This is a genomic window from Hominenteromicrobium mulieris (genome assembly GCF_046197855.1).
Lineage (GTDB): Bacteria > Bacillota > Clostridia > Oscillospirales > Acutalibacteraceae > Hominenteromicrobium > Hominenteromicrobium mulieris.
Genome location: NZ_CP173188.1, coordinates 2,824,029 through 2,841,212, shown reverse-complemented (window position 1 = coordinate 2,841,212; position 17,184 = coordinate 2,824,029). Strand labels below are relative to the sequence as shown.

Sequence of the window (17,184 nt, the reverse complement as noted above, 5' to 3'; positions counted from 1 at the left end):
GAGGAAAACGAGGGTGCGGCGTTGCTTTATTTCTAAGAACTTGCCGCCTTTGAAAAGGCGGGCGAAACTTTTAACTACGCTTTTCGGAAGCTCGGTTTACTTCACGAATCTCAAAACATTCCACGAGGTTTTCGTGAGGTTCGCTTTATAGAAATTGCCGTCTTTTTCGGTTCTGTCCGTATGGAGCTTCGGGATGACGGCGCTGTGCTCGGCGGTGTTGACGGCCTTCATATCCGGGTTTTCAAGGACGATGTGCTCTGCGAGGCGGTAATCGCCGAAGGAGCGCAGGTCGAGGTCGAGGACGATGTCATCCGTCAGGCTGCGGTTGACGGCGAAGACGGTAACTTCGTCCTTTTCGTCGTTCCACACGGCGATGGACTCGACGTCGGTGACATCGGTGAAATCGATGGTATCGTGCTTTGTGGAGGTGAGCACCGGCTGGAGCGCAATGCCGCGGCCGTATTTGGAGGCGTGGAGCAGCGGATAATAAATCGTCTGGCACCATACGGGGCCGTTTTCTTCGGTCATGATGGGCGCGATGACGTTGACGAGCTGTGCCATGCACGCCATTTTTACGCGGTCGGAGTGCTTCATCAGCGTGATGAGCATGAGGCCGACGAGCAGGGCGTCTTCAAAATCGTAGTGGTCTTCGAGCAGGTGCGGCGCGATCTGCCACGGGCGGTTCTTCATGGTGTCGGCATCGGAGGCATCGGCGTGGAACCAGACGTTCCATTCGTCGAAGCTGAGGTTGATGTTTTTCTTTGCGCGCTTCTTCGCCTTGACGAAATCGCACGTGGCGATGACGGACGGATGAAGTGATCCATGTCGTCGCTCTGGGCGAGGAAGTTTGCGGTATCGTTGAAGCGGTTTCCGTAGTACTGGTGCAGAGAGATGTAATCGACACTGTCATACGCCCAGGAAAGCGCGGTGTTTTCCCACTCCGGGAATGTGGGCATGCCCGTATTGGAGCTGCCGCAGAGCACGAGCTCGATGGATGGATCGATCTGCTTCATGGCTTTGGCGGTCTCATCGGCAAGGTGGCCGTATTCGTCGGCGGTCTTGTGGCCGGTTTGCCACGGGCCGTCCATTTCGTTGCCGAGGCACCAGACCTTGATGTTGTGCGGGTCTTTGACACCGTGCTTGACGCGCAGGTCGCTGTATTTGGTGCCGGACGGGTGGTTGCAGTATTCGAGCAGGTTGCACGCTGCTTCAATGCCGCGTGTGCCGAGGTTGACGGCCTGCATGATCTGCGTGTCGGCTTTTTTCGCCCACTTTGCGAACTCGTTGATGCCGATATAGTTCGGCTCTGTGCTGCGCCATGCAAGCTCAAGACGCTTCGGGCGGTCTTCTACGGGGCCTACGCTGTCTTCCCAGTAGAAATTGGAGACGAAGTTGCCGCCGGGGTAACGGACGATCGGCACTTGCAGCTCGCGCACGAGGTCGAGTACGTCGCGGCGGAAGCCGTCTTCATCGGCAGTGGGGTGGCCCGGCTGCCAGATGCCGCCGTATACTGCACGGCCGAGGTGCTCGATGAATGAGCCGTAGATGCGCTTATCGATTTTAGAAATTTGGAAATCCTTTTCAATGGTGAGTTTTGCCTGTTTTGCCATAGACCTGATCTCTCCTCAGAAGTTGTATGTACAATTTATGTGTTCATTTTAGCTTGAAAGCCTTGGATTGTCAACCTATTTCGGCGGAATTCTTTTGCTGTGTGCCGAAAAGTGAAGCGCGGATTTGTGCAGTTTGGCGGGAGAAAATTTTGTGCGGCAGAAAAGTTAAAATAAAGATAGTTTTAAGTGAAAACAACGTCCTTATTTTTGGACACGGTTCCTGCTATACTATTGCTGTAAACGAAAAAACGGAGGGCTTATATGAAAACGTATTTGGCGGTGGACATTGGGGCTTCAAGCGGGCGGCACATTTTGGGGTGGCTCGAGGACGGAAAACTGAAGCTGAAAGAAATCTACCGTTTTAAAAACGGGGCGGAAGACCAAAACGGCCATTTGTGCTGGGACATTGACCGCCTTGAAAGCGAAGTGATAGACGGCATTGCGGCGTGTGAGCCTGCGCCCGAGAGCGTGGCGGTGGACACGTGGGCAGTGGATTATGTTTTGCTCGGTAAAAACGGAGAACGCATCTGCCCGGCGGTGGCGTACCGCGACAGCCGCACGGAGACGGTGCCGGACGAGCTGGAAAAAACGGTGCCGTTTGCGTGGCTGTACGGAAGAACGGGCATTCAGATGCAGAAGTTCAACACGGTGTATCAGCTGGCGGCGCAGAAAAAAGAAATGCCGGATGTATTTGAAAAGGCCGAAAAGCTTTTGATGATCCCGGACTATCTGGCATACAGGCTTTCGGGCGTGGCCGTGAACGAATACACAAATGCGAGCACGACGGCGATGGTCTCGGCAGAACATAAGACATGGGACAAGGAGATCATAGCGCGGGTGGGTTTGCCGGAGAAAATCTTCGGCGAGCTGCACAAGCCGGGTGAAGCGCTCGGCGGGCTGACGGAGCGCGTGAAGGAGAAGGTCGGCTTTGATTTGACGGTGCGGCTTGCGGCTTCGCACGACACGGCTTCCGCGTTTTTGGCGGTGCCGGCGAAGGATGAGAACGCGGTGTTCCTTTCGAGCGGCACGTGGAGCCTTATTGGCGTGGAGCTGAAAGCGCCGGTGACGAACGACGAGAGCCGTGCGCAGAATTTTACGAACGAGGGCGGGTATGAGTACCGCTATCGGTATTTGAAAAACATTATGGGCCTTTGGATGCTGCAGAATATGCGGCATGAGCTTGGCGACGAGAACAGCTTTGATAAGTTGACGGAGCTTGCGCAGAGCGCGGCGGATTATAAGGGCCGTGTGGACGTGAACGCAGAGTGCTTTTTGGCGCCGAAAAACATGTGTGCGGCGGTGAAAAACGAGCTTATGAAGCAAGGATTCAAAGAACCGACGGTGCCGGAGATGCTCTCCTGTGTATACCACAGTCTGGCGGAAAGCTACGCCGAGACGATAAAGGCACTTGAAAAGCTGACGGGCAAAGTATATACGAGTTTAAATATCGTCGGCGGCGGCAGTCGGGACGAATATTTGAATAAACTCACGGCGAAGGCCTGCGGGCTTCCTGTGTATGCGGGTCCGACAGAGGGCACGGCCATCGGTAATCTCATCGTGCAGATGATTGCGGACGGCGAGCTTGCGAGCGTACAGCAGGCGCGCGACGTGATACGGGACAGCTTTGAAATTAAAATTTACGAACCCTGAAAAGTGTATTATAATAGAGTAAAAACCAAACGGAAAGGACGATAAAATGCTGAAAGGTAAAACGGTTTTACTGGGCGTGACGGGCAGCATTGCGGCGTACAAAATTGCGGGGCTTGCGAGTATGCTGAAAAAGCAGCACGCGGATATTACGGTGCTGATGACGCAGAACGCCACGAATTTTATCAACCCCATTACATTTGAGACCTTGACGGGCAACAAGTGCCTCATCGATACGTTCGACCGCAATTTCCAGTACAGCGTGGAGCACGTTGCGCTGGCAAAGCGCGCGGACATTGTGCTCATCGCCCCCGCGAGCGCGAATGTCATCGGCAAAATTGCGAACGGCATTGCGGACGACATGCTGACGACGACCGTGATGGCGTGCCGCTGCCCGATTTTGATTTCGCCTGCGATGAACACGAATATGTTCTTGAACCCCATTGTGCAGGATAATCTTGCAAAACTGAGACGCTTCGGGTACACGGTGATCGAGCCGGACAGCGGGTATTTGGCTTGCGGTGATATAGGCGCGGGGAAAATGCCTTCCGAAAAAACGCTGTTTGACTGGATCATGCAGACGATCGGTGCGGAGAAAGATCTTGCGGGGCAGAAAATCCTCGTGACGGCGGGCGCAACGGCGGAGAAGATCGACCCTGTGCGGTTCATCACGAACCATTCGACGGGTAAAATGGGCTGCGCGCTTGCACGCCGCGCGGCGATGCGCGGTGCGGACGTGACGCTCGTCTGCGCGAACATGACCGTGGAACCGCCTCCGTTTGTGACGGTGGTGAAAGCGGAATCTGCGGAAGACATGTTCAACGCGGTGACGAGCCGTGCGCCGAAGATGGACGTCATTATCAAAGCGGCGGCGGTGGCGGATTACCGCCCGAAAACGGTCGCCGAGGAGAAAATCAAAAAGCGCGACGGCGGCATGAGCATTGAGCTTGAGCGCACGCAGGACATTCTGGCGTACCTCGGCGCGCACAAGCCCGCGGGGCAGTTCCTCTGCGGCTTTGCGATGGAGACCGAAAATCTCATTGAAAACGCGCGTGGAAAGCTCGAGCGCAAGAACCTCGATATGATCGCGGCGAACAGCCTGCGCACGAAGGGTGCGGGCTTTGCGGGCGATACGAACGTGGTGACGCTGCTGACAAAAGACGAAACAGAGGAGTTGCCGATGCTCTCAAAAGACGAGACGGCAGACCGCATTTTAACAAAAATCAATACGCTTAGGAAAGGATGAACGATATGACACAGTATGAGGCGGCAAAAAAGCGCTATGCCGAGCGCGGTGTGGACGCCGACGCTGCCATCAACACGCTGAAAAGCGTGCCGGTCTCTCTGCACTGCTGGCAAGGCGACGACGTGCGCGGCTTTGACGGCGACCCGAATGCCCCGCTGACGGGCGGCATTCAGACGACGGGCAACTACCCCGGCCGTGCGCGCACGCCGGAGGAGCTGATGGCGGACATCGACGAGGTGCTGCGCCTTTGCCCCGGCACGAAGAAGCTGAATTTACACGCGAGCTACGCAATCTTTACCGAAGAAAACGGCGGCTGGGTGGACAGAGATAAGCTGGAGCCGAAGCACTTTGCGCCGTGGGTGAAGTTCTGCAAGGAGCGCGGGCTGGGATGTGACTTTAACCCGACGTATTTTTCGCACCCGAAGTGCGACCCGCTGACGCTCTCGAGCCCGAACCCGGAGACGCGCAAATTCTGGGTGGAGCACGGCAAGGCGTGTATCCGCATTTCGCAGTATCTGGCGGAGGAGCTCGGTCAGCCGTGCATCATGAACATCTGGACGGGCGACGGACTGAAAGATATTCCCGCCGACCGCATGACGCCGCGCATGCTGTATAAAGAGTCTCTCGACGAGATTCTCTCTGAGCCGTACGATTTTAACCTTGTAAAGCCGTGTGTGGAATCGAAGGTGTTCGGTATCGGTGTGGAGGCGTACACGGTGGGCAGTGCGGAATTTGCGCTGAGCTATGCGGCGATGAATAAAGATAAGTGCATCCCGCTGCTCGATAACGGCCACTACCACCCGACGGAGGTCGTATCCGATAAAATTCCGGCGATGCTGACGTTCTTCCCGGAGATTGCGCTGCACATCACGCGCGGCGTGCGCTGGGACAGCGACCACGTGGTGCTGTTTGACGACGAGACAAAGGAGATTGCGAAGGAGATCGTGCGCTGCGGCGGGCTTTCGGGTCGTGTTAAGATTGCGCTCGATTACTTTGACGCGTCCATCAACCGCATCGGCGCGTGGGTGACGGGCTTCCGCAATGTACAGAAGGCGCTGTTGTTCGCGCTGTTGCAGCCGACGGAGGAGCTGACGAAGCTGCAGAACGAGCAGGATTTCACGTCTTTGATGATCCGCGCGGAGGAGTTGAAAACGATGCCGTTCGGCGATGTTTGGGCGGAATACTGCAAGGAGCAGAATGTCCCCGCAGACGACATGGCGTGGCTTTCTGAAATTAAAAAATACGAAAACGAAGTGCTTTTAAAGCGCTGAGGAGGTATATAAAAATGATGACGGAAATTCCCGCAGTACGCGGTTTTATCCGCATGTGCACGGACGGCTGGGAGCAGGGCTGGCACGAGCGAAACGGCGGCAACCTGACCTACCGCATGAAGCTGGAGGAAGTGGAGCAGTGCCGTCCGTTTTTCACCGCGCCGCGCGAGTGGAACAGCATGGGCGTGCAGGCAGATAACTTAAAGGGCGAATATTTCATCACGACGGGCAGCGGCAAGTTTTTGCGCAATGTGCAGGATGACCCGGAGCACAACATCGGTATTGTAGAGATCAACGATGCGGGCGACAGCTGGCGCATTGTGTGGGGTCTTGAGAACGGCGCGCGCCCGACGAGCGAATTCCCGAGCCACTTTATGAACCACAGTGTGCGCAAGGCGGCGACGAACGGCGCTTACCGTGTCATTTACCACGCGCACACGCCGAATCTCATTGCGATGACGTACATCATGCCGCTGACGGCGCGCGACTTTACGCGTGCTTTATGGCAGAGCGCCACGGAGTGCCCGGTGGTGTTCCCCGGCGGCGTGGGTGTGGTGCCGTGGATGGTGCCGGGCGGCGCAGACATTGCGATGGCGACGAGCGAGCTGATGAAAAAATATGACGCGGCCGTTTGGGCGCACCACGGCTTGTTCGTTTCCGGACCGGATTACGATATTACGTTTGGCCTCATGCACACGATCGAGAAGGCGGCGCAAATTTATATGCTTGCTATTACGGCGGGCGGCGGTAAAATTCGCCAGACCATTACAGACGACAATTTGAGAGCCATTGCGAAGGAATTCGGCGTGGAACTGAACGAAGAATTTTTGAACTGATATTTACAATTTCGTTACAAACAATCTGTGCGGACAGGTGTATAATTAACTTAGTTAAAAATTTCCCGTATTGGGGATTAGGAGATGTTTTTTATGGTCAGCAGAATCGTATTGAACACAATTTCTTATCACGGCAAGGGCGCGATTGAGAAGATTCCGGAGGAGCTTCAGGCGCGCGGCTACAAAAAAGCTTTTGTTTGCTCGGACCCGGACCTTTTGAAGTTCGGCGTTACGCAGAAGGTGACGGATCTTCTGGACAAGGTCGGCTTCCCGTATTCCGTTTACAGCGAGATCAAGCCGAACCCGACGATTGAGAACGTACAGCACGGCGTTGAGGCCTTCAAGGTTTCCGGCGCAGACTGCATCGTGACCATTGGCGGCGGCTCCTCCATGGATACCGCAAAGGCCATCGGCATCATCATTGAGAACCCGGAGTTCGCAGACGTTCGCTCTCTGGAGGGCGTTGCGCCGACGAAGAAGCACGCGGTGTTCACCATTGCTGTGCCGACCACTGCCGGTACCGCTGCGGAAGTGACAATCAACTACGTTATCACCGACGTGGAAAAGAAGAGAAAGTTCGTCTGCGTAGACACGAACGACATCCCGGAGATCGCGGTTGTTGACCCGGATATGATGTCCTCCATGCCGAAGGGTCTGACCGCTGCGACCGGTATGGACGCTTTGACCCACGCCATTGAGGGCTACATCACGAAGGGCGCCTGCACCATTTCCGATATGTTCCACCTTGAAGCCATTCGCCTGATTTCCGAGAACCTGCGCGGCGCGGTGCAGAACACCGAAGCCGGCAGAGAGGGCATGGCACTCGGTCAGTACATTGCAGGCATGGGCTTCTCGAATGTCGGCCTCGGCATCGTACACTCCATGGCACACGGTCTCTCCGCTCTGTATGACACCCCGCACGGCGTGGCTTGCGCCATCATTCTGCCGACCGGCCTTGAGTACAACAAGTCCGTTGCAGGCGAGCGTTATCGCGCAGTAGGCAAGGCCATGGGCGTTGAGGGCATTGACGCGATGACCGCCGAAGAGGCTGCCGATGCAACGATTGCGGCTGTGAAGAAGCTGAGTGAAGATGTGGGTATTCCGGAAAACCTGAAGGGCATCCTGAAGGAAGAGGACGTACAGTTCCTCGCAGAAAGCGCATTTGCAGACGCTTGCTGCCCGGGCAACCCGCGCGACACCTCCGTTGAGGAGATTGCCGAGCTGTACAGAAGCTTGATGTAATCGTTTTTTGCCTAAGGTAACCGAATAAACATAGAGACCCCCGCTTTCGGAGATTTCCGGGAGCGGGGGTCTTGTGCGTTATGGGGTTATACGGATTTTTTTGCGGGAAGACGCGCAGAGAGCTTTTCGGTGATGCGGCAGAACAGGCGGCGGATATTTTCGATGCCGACGGCTGCAAGCACGCAGAAAAGCGGAACGTTGGTGTATAAATAACGGGCGCGTACTTCAAACAGGAGCTCAAAGACGGTGAGACCGATCCAAGTGAGCCACAGGATATTTAAGGTTTTTGCGTGCTTATGACTGAAGCTGCTGAACAGACCGGCGGCGCCAAGCAGCAAGATCATGAGCCAAATGAATTGCTCGAAGGTTGCGAAATACAAGTAGCGGCTGCCGTCGGGGTAGTAGATGCTGCGGAGGAAGGGCGCGGCTTTTGTATTGGGCGGATCAAAAACGGTTTGAAGGAAATGTCCCTCTTTTCCCCATGCGAATGTGCCGTCATTATAGAGCGTGAGCATTTTTTGCGCGAGCTGTTTGAGCGTGCCGAAAAAGCCCATTTCCTGTAAACGCTGTTTGCCGACGGCGATATTTGCCTGCGTGCGCTCGGAAGCGGTGACAAAAGAACGGGAATAGCGAACGTCTTCGGCGGAATAGACACCTTTTTTTTCCGGGTTAAGACCCATCATCCAGAAATGTGCAATGCCGAAGCTTTGCTCGTTATCGAGCTGAATGTGATAGTGGGAACACAGAAAATCTGTACCGGCTTTAACGGCGAAAAAGGTGATGGCGACTGTCAAAAGTGAGAGCAGAAGCGGTTTTAACAGGTGCTTTTCGGACAGTGCGTAAATACCTTCAATCAAAAAAACGGCGATAAGCAAAATAAAACACTGCGGCTTGATAAAATACCCGAGTGTGCCGATGATGGCGGAAAGCACATAGGAGAGCCATTTGTATTTTGCCGGACGGATGAATACATAGAGTGTAAGGATAGGGAAAATCAGCCCTAAAGCGTCTGTGTAGCAGATGACGTTCCACGGGGAAAGCCCAAAGCTGAGTACCGCGAGAAAAAAGCCGAAAAAAGCGTATAGCTTTCGTGTGAGCTGCGCGGCGGTTTTATAAACGAGCAGACAGGAAAGCGTATTGAGTGCGCAGTTGACGGTGATGACGCACAAAGCCTGCTGTGTATCGGAGAAAATGCTGAAATATTTATTCAGCTTGAAGACGAACAGCTCGAAGAAAAAGTACAGCAGATTATTGGGATAGTTGGAAAAATAGCGGATATCGACCGACTGCTTGTGCATCAGATTGCGGGCGTTTTCTGTAAGGAGGCCCGCGTCCCAACCGGTTTCGAAATAAATGTTATAGGAAATATAGAGCTGTGCGGAAAATAAAAGCAGACACAGACAGTATATGAGCACATCGGACGATACGGTCGGACGATGCCACGAAAGCTTGACCTGTTGCAGGCGGTCAAGGGACAGAAACAGCACAAAAAGGGGGATGCCGAACAGAAGCAGAGCGATGTTTGAGAGCAGAAATGTCTGCTTTTTGGCGTATGTACATTGCGTAAAAAACAGGAGCAATACAAAAACGCAGCCGAAAACGGAGCCGAGGAAAAATTTGGAAGCTCCGAAAGCGAATTTTTTCATAAAATGTACCTCTTAAACTCAACATGCCGTGAGCAGCGGGAAAAGAAATCCCGAACTGCTGAGACAATTCGGGATCCGGTTTGGTTAGCGTATCAGTGTTCGTCCAAGACCTTTTCTTCCGGTTCGGCTTTGAGGTGGGTTTCGATGAGAAAGCGGGGGCGCTGCTTGACTTCGCTGTAAATTTTGCCGATGTAGCCGCCGACGACGCCGAGGCAGAGCATTTGCAGACCGCCGAGCAGCCAGATGGACGCGACGATGGCTGTCCAGCCCGCGACGGTGACGCCGCACAGGTGCGAGATGAGCGCGTACAGGAGGCCGAAGATGCTGAGGACGGAGATGAGAATGCCGAGGTTGGAGATGAGCTTTAAGGGCTTTACGCTGAACGACGTGATGCCGTCGAGCGCGAAGGAGATCATCTTTTTTAAGGGGTATTTGGATTCGCCCGCGAAACGCTCGGCGCGGTCATAATAGACATAGTCGCTTTTAAAGCCGATGAGCGGCACGATGCCGCGCAGAAACAGGTTGACTTCCTTATACTCGGAAAGGCCCTCGAGCGCGCGACGGCTCATCAGGCGGTAATCGGCATGATTGAAGACGACGTCTACGCCGAGAATCTTCATGAATTTATAAAAGCCCTCTGCGGTGGTGCGCTTGAAGAACGTATCGGTCTCGCGCTTGTTGCGCACGCCGTAGACGACGTCGCAGCCCTCCATATATTTTTCGACGAAGCGGTCGATGACGTTAATGTCATCCTGCAGGTCGGCATCCATGCTGATGGCGCAGTCGCACAGCGGCATGGCGGTCATGAGGCCGGCGAGCAGGGCGTTTTGGTGGCCGCGGTTGTGCGCGAGCTTTACGCCGTCCACATAGGGAATCGCTTCAGCATATTCGGAGATAATCGCCCAGGTTTTATCCTTGCTGCCGTCATCGACATAGAGAATGCGGCTTTCGGGATCGACCTGCTCGGCGCGGATCATGGTGTGCATTTTTTCGGTCAGACGCTTGGTGGTCTCCGGCAGCACGGCTTCCTCGTTGTAGCAAGGAATGACGAGGTACAAGACCGGAATATTACGTTCAGTCGTCATTATCAAAACCTTCTTTCTTTTCCAAAGCGCGGTCGGTTTGACTGCGCGGTTTTATGTGAATAATCCCGCTGTTTTCAAAATGCGCGCCGTGCTTTTTTGCATAGTGGGAGAGCTGGCGCAGCACCATATTGTGGCGGGCGAGCGGCACGGGGACTTCTTTGAAGATCGTGCGCATGAGTACCATATACAGTGCGAGCAGAAGCACGCACACGACGGTGATTGCTACGCCGAGGAACAGGCCGGGCGTGCGGTATTTGAACTCGATCTTGACATTGGTGCCGGCGTTGACGCGGATGGCCATGAAGCCGACGTTCACCTTTTCGATATCGACCTTTTCGCCGTTGACGTAGGCCGACCAGCCGTCTTCGTACGGGATGCTGAAGAACACGGGCACGTCGCGGCTTGCTGAGATGGTGGCGTTAAAGCCGGTATTTGTATATTCAAAGGTATCGCAGGTGAGCTTTGCGCGGTTTTCGCAATCTGTTTTGTAGGTTTCTTTGGTGTAGGAGAGTTTGCTTGTATCGAGCGGAGAAAGCATATCGCCCCATTTTGAAACCTGCTTATCGGTGAGGACAATGCCCTTGAGCATCAAAAGCTCGCGGTAGCTTTCGCTTGTGTTTTCGTAATCCTTTTCGGTGACGTAGCTGTCGTACGTGAAGCCCATGGGAATGTAATATTCGTTTTCCCAAATGTCGAAGCCGTTTGTGTTGCCGTAGTACATCCAGCCCGGCATAGCGGGGTCGGCGTAGTCTTCGCCGGCGAAATACTCGGTATCGTGATCGTCGTCAAAAAGATACTTGACGCTTGTCAGTCCACGCAGGCCGTAGTGGGTGGTATCCGGGCGGGAAGCGACATCGCGCTGCACGCCGATGGAATCGTAGAACTCCATGAGCGAGCCGGGGACGATGCTGTGGAACGCCTGAATGGACTGTACCTCCCAGAACATGGCGGAGTTATCGAGGCTTTCGTAGAAATCTGTGCGGACGTTGTCATCGCGCAGGTCGTCTATGGCGACATCCGCGCCGCCGTTTAAGGCGTAGGGGATGATGTGGTCATAAGTGTAATCCGACTGTGTTTTGCCGAGCGCGATGAAGAAAACAGAATACAGCACGATGGTGATGCTGAGGCAGACGGACGCAGCGCGGTAGAACGGGCGGGAGCCGCGGTTATAAAATGCAAGAACAAAGCCGACAAGTGCAAGTGAGAGGAGCGCAATGGCGGCGTATGTCCAGAAGCGCGTGGGGTATTTTTCGAGACCGAACGTGACATCGGTAATCTCGCCGTCCGTTTTGGTGAGTGTGGGCATGAGGCCGATGACGAGCGTCATGGCGAGCGTGATGAGCGTTGTCCACTTTAAGGAGCGGCGCCAATCAACACGCGGGTTTTCGAGCGCCATCATGGTGGCGGCGGCCATCATGAGCGTGAGCATATAGAACCAGCGTGCGTAATACGACGCGTTCATGAGCTGGAACAAAGCGTTGAGACCGGGAATGAATGCCATGAAGAACAGGACGTAGAGCATCTTTTTCAGCCAGTGGCGGCGCTTCAGCTGCATCCAGCCGATGACGCCGGTCATGCTGAACATGGGCAGCCACGCGCCGAGGGACGCCCATTTGGATTCGGAATCCGGGGTGAAGTTCGGGCGTGCGGGAAGATCCGGCGGGAAGAAGAGACACTGCAAAATGTGAATGTAGCGCTGGTTTCGGTCATAAAGCAGGGCGCTCCAACCGCTGATGGGATTGGAAACGCGGTAGTTTTGAATGATGCACAGAACGCTTGGCACAAGCAGAATGCACGCGATGCCGAGGCCGAGCACGGCTTCGAGTGCGAGCAGGAGGAAATCTTTGACCGTGATGTGCCAGCTGCCGGAGAGCAGACGCACAAAGAAGTAGATGACCGTGAATGTCACCATGCCGACGAAGAAATAATAATTCACGATGCACGCGGCGGCGACCATGAGCGCAAAAATGCCGCGGCGCTTTGTGTACATGTATTCATCGAGCGCGGCTAAGAGCAAAGGGAATACGATGATGGCTTCGTGGAAATGATTGAAGAAAATATTGTAGATCGAGTATCCCGAGAACGCGTATAAGAGAGACGCTAAGAGCGCCGTGTTGGGGTTCTTTGCATAGCGGTGCAGATAAATGTAGCCGGAGAGGGAGGCGCAGCCGAACTTTAAGATGAACAGCGGGCCCATGAGGTATTGCAGCCACTCGCCCGGGAACGGAATGGTGAGCCAGAAGAACGGGCTGCCGAGCAGGTAGAACGAATAGGAACCGATGAAATTGACGCCGAGGTCTGTTAAATGATTCCAGCCGATGTTGCCGGAACGAATGGCATCGTGCGCGATGCGGTAGAACGGCACCTGCTGCACATTGAAATCGCCGTAGAACAGAAAGCGGCCGCCGTCTACGATCATGAACGGCACAAAGATGACAAAGGCCAGAGCGAGGCCGAAAAGGAAGGAGAAGAGAAAATAATTGCCGCGCGGCTTTTGCTGGATGCGACCATCGCGCACATAAGATTTTGAGGTATCCAAGTGAATGTCCTCCTGTATGTGAATTTAGAATGAGGTTTCTTGTAAGCGTGGTTAAAAGTTTTTGATCGACCTTTTTTCAAATGAAGGTCAAACCGAACCTGCGGTTCGGTCGTGGGGTCTCGGGGTGAAGCCCAGAGTCGTCGTCCGCAGACGACGAAAACTTTTTTGCCTCCCAAAAATCAGGACTGGGAGAAACCAATGCTTCGCATTGCTATCAAACAGTCCGGTGGACTGTTTTTGCGCGGGAGACCCAATTAGGGGGTCTCCCGAAAGGCGTGTAACGCCTTTTTAAAAGAGAGATTCCCCGCATCTATATTTAAGCTCAGTATAACACAAATAAAGGGTAGATTAAAGGCAAATTCTAATTTTTAAGGAATTTTTATTGAAATGTGCGGGGCAGTTCGGTATTATAATATAAGTAAAATTAAAAATACAGAAAAATCAGAAGGATATAAAAATGAAAATCGGAAATCTGACTTTAAACGGTGTGGCGGCGCTGGCGCCGATGGCGGGCGCGACCGATCGGCCGTTTCGCGAGCTTTGCTGCTCGTTCGGCGCAGCGTACTGTGTGACGGAAATGGTCTCGACGAGGGCGCTGCAGTATAACTATAAAAAAACGCAGGAGCTCATCACGCTTGGCGAAAAGGAACATCCCGTCGCCATCCAGATGTTCGGTGACGACCCGCTCATCTTTGCATCTGCCGCAAAGCGCGCCGCAGCGGCCGGGCCGGATGTTATTGATATCAATATGGGTTGCCCCGTGCCGAAAATTGCGGGCAATAACTGCGGCAGCGCCCTAATGAAAAAGCCGCCGCTGTGTGGGGACATTGTCCGCGCCGTGAAAAATGCGGTCGACCTGCCCGTGACGGTGAAAATTCGTAAGGGCTGGGACGAAAACAGCGTGAACGCGGTGGAGGTTGCAAAATATTGCGAAGACGCGGGCGTGGACGCCATTTGCGTGCACGGCAGAACGCGCACACAGATGTATGAGCCGCCGGCGGATTGGGATATTATCCGTCAGGTGAAGGAAGCCGTTAAGGTACCCGTCATCGGCAACGGCGACGTAAAATGCGTGCAGGACGCCGTGCGTATGATGAGCGAAACCGGGTGCGACATGGTGATGATCGGGCGCGGGGCGCTCGGTAATCCATGGATTTTCAGGGAGATCAACGGCTATTTCAGCAGCGGTCTGCGTATTATGCCGCCACCGACGCTTGCGGAGCGCATTGTGGTCATTAAAAAGCATATAGATGCGCTGTGCGCCGCAAAGGGAGAAGGGCGCGGCATGCGCGAAGCGAGAAAGCATGTGGCGTGGTACATGCACGGTCTGCGCGGTGCGGCGGAATTCCGGCGCATGGCGGGCGAGCTGGAAACGCTCAGCGACCTCGATAAATTGCTTGAGAAAGTGTATATAGAAAACAAAGACGTGTCTTTTGACCCGTAACGGAAAGGAAGATCAGCGTGAAGCTTTTGGTACTGGACGGCAACAGCATTTTAAACCGCGCGTTTTACGGCATTAAGCTGCTGACAACGAAAAGCGGCGAGTTTACAAACGGTATTGTCGGTTTTTTGAACATTCTGGAAAAAGTGAAGGACGAAACGGAGCCGGACGCGGTGGCCATCGCGTTCGATATGAAAGCGCCGACATTCCGCCACAAGGCCTATGCGGGTTATAAGGCGCAGCGCAAGGGCATGCCGCCGGAGCTTGCGGCGCAGATGCCGGTCTTAAAGGAACTGCTCGGCGACCTCGGCTATAAAATCGTGACGTGCGAGGGCTGGGAAGCAGACGATATTCTCGGCACGTTTGCGGAAACGTGCGAAAACACGGACAATACGTGCATGATTGCGACCGGCGACCGGGACAGCCTGCAGCTTGTCTCGCCGAAAACGACGGTGCGCCTTGCAACGACGAAATTCGGTCAGTCTGCCGTGACGCTGTGTGATGAGGCGTATATCAAAGAGACGTACGGCGTGGAACCGAAGCAGCTCATCGACATCAAGGCCATTCAGGGCGATACCTCGGATAATATTCCGGGCGTTGCGGGCATCGGCGAAAAGGGTGCGGGCGAGCTGATCCGCAAGTTCGGCTCTTTGCAGTATATTTACGACAATTTAGATGAGCTGGACATCAAGTCCGGCATGAGAACGAAGCTGATCAATTCCAAAGACAACGCGTTTTTGAGCTACGACCTCGGTACCATCCGCCGTAATGCGCCGATTGATACGGAGCTTGCGCATTATATTCCCGGCGAGGGCGACCCCGCAGCTGCGGCGCAGCTCATGACGCGGCTGGAGCTCTTTAAGCTGATGGAACGCCTGCACCTGACCCCCGGCGCGGCGCCGACGGCGAACAGCGCACAGGCCGAAGAAACGGCTTTGCTGCCCGTGAAGAATTATAAAGACGGCGCAGCGGTGCTCGGCCGGTGTGAGGACGAGGGGGCGGCGTACTTTGTGCCGGTGTTTGAAAACGACGAATTAAAGCAGCTTGTGTTTAACGGTAAGTTCGACGCGGGCAAGCCGGCGATTGCGGTCGTGGATGCGGACGACGCGTTTTTGAAGGCGTTCCTCGGCAGTAAGGTGACGAAAAAGTACACGTTTGCGTTGAAAAAGCTGCACCGCACGGCGCTGCATTTGAGGACTTCCCTTGAAAACGCTGTGATGGACACGGAGCTTGCGGCGTATCTTTTGAACCCCTCGGGCTCCGATTACGGTGTGCTGCGTTTGGCGGCGGAATACGGCATTGCCGTGCCCGCATATGAGGACGCGAACGTGCAGGCGGCGGCTGTGCTGCCCGCTGTTTGTGCGGCGCTGCAAAAGGGCATCGACGAAAACGGCCAGCACGAATTATTGGAGAACATTGAAATTCCGCTTGCTTTGGTTTTGGGCGAGATGGAGGAAAGCGGCTTCCTTGTTGACCGCGAGGCCATAAAAACCTACGGCGAGGTGCTTTCTGAGCAGGTGGACGCATTGCAGAAAGAAATTTATGAAGACGTGGGGTACGAATTCAACATCAACTCCCCGGTGCAGCTGGGCGAAGCGCTGTTCGTAAAGCTCGGACTGCCGCACGGCAAAAAGACGAAAAAGGGATACTCCACAAACGCAGATGTGCTGGAGGGTCTGCGCGGTGTGCACCCGGCGGTCGATAAGGTTTTGCGCTACCGCACGCTGACGAAGCTGCGTTCCACGTACTGCGAGGGCTTGCTGAAAGCCATCACGGCGGACGGGCGCATTCACTCGAGCTTCAACCAGACTGAAACGCGCACGGGGCGTATTTCCTCGACTGAGCCGAATTTGCAGAACATCCCGGTGCGCACGCCGCTTGGGCGTGAATTCCGCCGGTTCTTCATCGCAAAAGAGGGAAATGTGCTTGTGGACGCCGACTATTCGCAGATTGAACTGCGCGTATTGGCGCACGTGGCAAACGACACGCAGATGCAGGAGGATTTCCGACTTGGGCGCGATATCCACACTATGACGGCGGCGCGTGTGTTCGATATGCCCGAAGACCTTGTGACCCCGCAGATGCGCAGCCGTGCGAAAGCGGTCAATTTCGGCATTGTGTACGGCATCGGCGCGTTCTCGCTTTCAAAGGATATCGGTGTTTCCCGCCGCGAGGCCGAGGACTACATTCACGATTACCTGCGCAATTATAAGGGCGTTGCAGACTATATGGAACGCGTGGTGGAGGAAGCGAAGAAAAACGGCTATGTGGAGACGCTGTTCGGCCGCAGACGCTATCTGCCGGAGCTTGCAAGCTCCAATTTCAACATGCGTGCGTTCGGTGAACGTGTGGCGCGCAACATGCCGATTCAGGGCACGGCGGCGGACATCATCAAGATTGCGATGGTGCACGTGCGCAACCGTTTGAAAGCCGAAAAGCTCGATGCAAAGCTGATTTTGCAAGTGCATGACGAACTCATTGTGGAGTGCCCGGAAGCGGAAAGCGACACGGTGAAGAAAATTCTGGAAGAAGAAATGGCAAACGCGGTGCAGCTGAGCGTGCCGATGCTGGCAGAGGCCGGAAGCGGTAAGAGCTGGTATCAGGCGAAGGGCTAAGGGTTT

The 17,184-nt window shown here is 54.6% G+C and carries 10 protein-coding genes and 1 pseudogene; 7 read left to right on the top strand and 4 right to left on the bottom strand.

The features are described from left to right. Positions 1–96 precede the first annotated feature (96 nt). Positions 97–1,610 (bottom strand): annotated as a pseudogene (locus tag ACI0CA_RS14050) (alpha-N-arabinofuranosidase). 261 nt (positions 1,611–1,871) lie between these two features. Between ACI0CA_RS14050 and rhaB the strand changes: the two are divergent. From rhaB to fucO, 5 genes are all read left to right on the top strand, one after another. Further along, positions 1,872–3,260, top strand: a complete 1,389-nt coding sequence (gene rhaB, locus ACI0CA_RS14045) for a rhamnulokinase (protein WP_446806703.1) — start codon at positions 1,872–1,874, stop codon at positions 3,258–3,260. Between the two features lie 46 nt (positions 3,261–3,306). After that, positions 3,307–4,503: a bifunctional phosphopantothenoylcysteine decarboxylase/phosphopantothenate--cysteine ligase CoaBC gene (gene coaBC, locus ACI0CA_RS14040; protein WP_446806704.1), complete on the top strand. Its 1,197-nt coding sequence runs from the start codon at positions 3,307–3,309 to the stop codon at positions 4,501–4,503. Then, positions 4,500–5,774, top strand: coding sequence for an L-rhamnose isomerase (locus ACI0CA_RS14035; RefSeq protein WP_410482290.1), 1,275 nt, complete (start codon positions 4,500–4,502; stop codon positions 5,772–5,774). Before coaBC ends, ACI0CA_RS14035 begins: the two co-directional genes overlap by 4 nt. A gap of 14 nt (positions 5,775–5,788) precedes the next feature. Further along, entirely contained in the window at positions 5,789–6,610 is an 822-nt protein-coding gene (gene rhaD / locus ACI0CA_RS14030; RefSeq protein WP_446806705.1) for a rhamnulose-1-phosphate aldolase, read from the top strand. 93 nt (positions 6,611–6,703) lie between these two features. Further along, the gene (fucO, locus tag ACI0CA_RS14025; RefSeq protein WP_412264194.1) at positions 6,704–7,852 is read left to right on the top strand and encodes a lactaldehyde reductase; all 1,149 of its coding nucleotides are present in this window, start codon (positions 6,704–6,706) and stop codon (positions 7,850–7,852) included. 86 nt (positions 7,853–7,938) lie between these two features. Here fucO and ACI0CA_RS14020 read toward each other — a convergent pair whose 3' ends face one another. From ACI0CA_RS14020 to ACI0CA_RS14010, 3 genes are all read right to left on the bottom strand, one after another. Further along, on the bottom strand, positions 7,939–9,498 hold the full coding sequence (locus ACI0CA_RS14020; RefSeq protein WP_412264192.1) for a glycosyltransferase family 39 protein: 1,560 nt from the start codon (positions 9,496–9,498) through the stop codon (positions 7,939–7,941). 92 nt (positions 9,499–9,590) lie between these two features. Beyond that, a complete protein-coding gene (locus ACI0CA_RS14015) occupies positions 9,591–10,583 on the bottom strand; it encodes a glycosyltransferase family 2 protein (protein ID WP_176819707.1) in 993 nt (330 codons plus the stop codon). Next, complete coding sequence (locus tag ACI0CA_RS14010; RefSeq protein ID WP_417422892.1) at positions 10,573–13,122, bottom strand: YfhO family protein; 2,550 nt, start codon at positions 13,120–13,122, stop codon at positions 10,573–10,575. The genes ACI0CA_RS14015 and ACI0CA_RS14010 overlap by 11 nt, the downstream gene beginning before the upstream one ends. Positions 13,123–13,579: 457 nt before the next feature. On the opposite strand from ACI0CA_RS14010, the gene dusB reads away from it, so the two are divergent. Further along, positions 13,580–14,566 (top strand): tRNA dihydrouridine synthase DusB, encoded by a 987-nt coding sequence (gene dusB / locus ACI0CA_RS14005; protein WP_308448593.1) that lies wholly within the window; start codon positions 13,580–13,582, stop codon positions 14,564–14,566. 17 nt (positions 14,567–14,583) lie between these two features. Continuing rightward, positions 14,584–17,178 (top strand): DNA polymerase I, encoded by a 2,595-nt coding sequence (gene polA, locus ACI0CA_RS14000; RefSeq protein ID WP_308448594.1) that lies wholly within the window; start codon positions 14,584–14,586, stop codon positions 17,176–17,178. Positions 17,179–17,184 lie beyond the last annotated feature (6 nt).

What these genes read in the sequence shown, in the direction of transcription:
- coaBC (WP_446806704.1), top strand. Translation starts at nt 3,307, where the DNA reads ATGCTGAAAGGTAAAACGGTTTTACTGGGCGTGACGGGCAGCATTGCG.
- rhaB (WP_446806703.1), top strand. Translation starts at nt 1,872, where the DNA reads ATGAAAACGTATTTGGCGGTGGACATTGGGGCTTCAAGCGGGCGGCAC.
- rhaD (WP_446806705.1), top strand. Translation starts at nt 5,789, where the DNA reads ATGATGACGGAAATTCCCGCAGTACGCGGTTTTATCCGCATGTGCACG.
- ACI0CA_RS14015 (WP_176819707.1), bottom strand. Translation starts at nt 10,583, where the DNA reads ATGACGACTGAACGTAATATTCCGGTCTTGTACCTCGTCATTCCTTGC.
- ACI0CA_RS14035 (WP_410482290.1), top strand. Translation starts at nt 4,500, where the DNA reads ATGAACGATATGACACAGTATGAGGCGGCAAAAAAGCGCTATGCCGAG.
- dusB (WP_308448593.1), top strand. Translation starts at nt 13,580, where the DNA reads ATGAAAATCGGAAATCTGACTTTAAACGGTGTGGCGGCGCTGGCGCCG.
- fucO (WP_412264194.1), top strand. Translation starts at nt 6,704, where the DNA reads ATGGTCAGCAGAATCGTATTGAACACAATTTCTTATCACGGCAAGGGC.
- ACI0CA_RS14020 (WP_412264192.1), bottom strand. Translation starts at nt 9,498, where the DNA reads ATGAAAAAATTCGCTTTCGGAGCTTCCAAATTTTTCCTCGGCTCCGTT.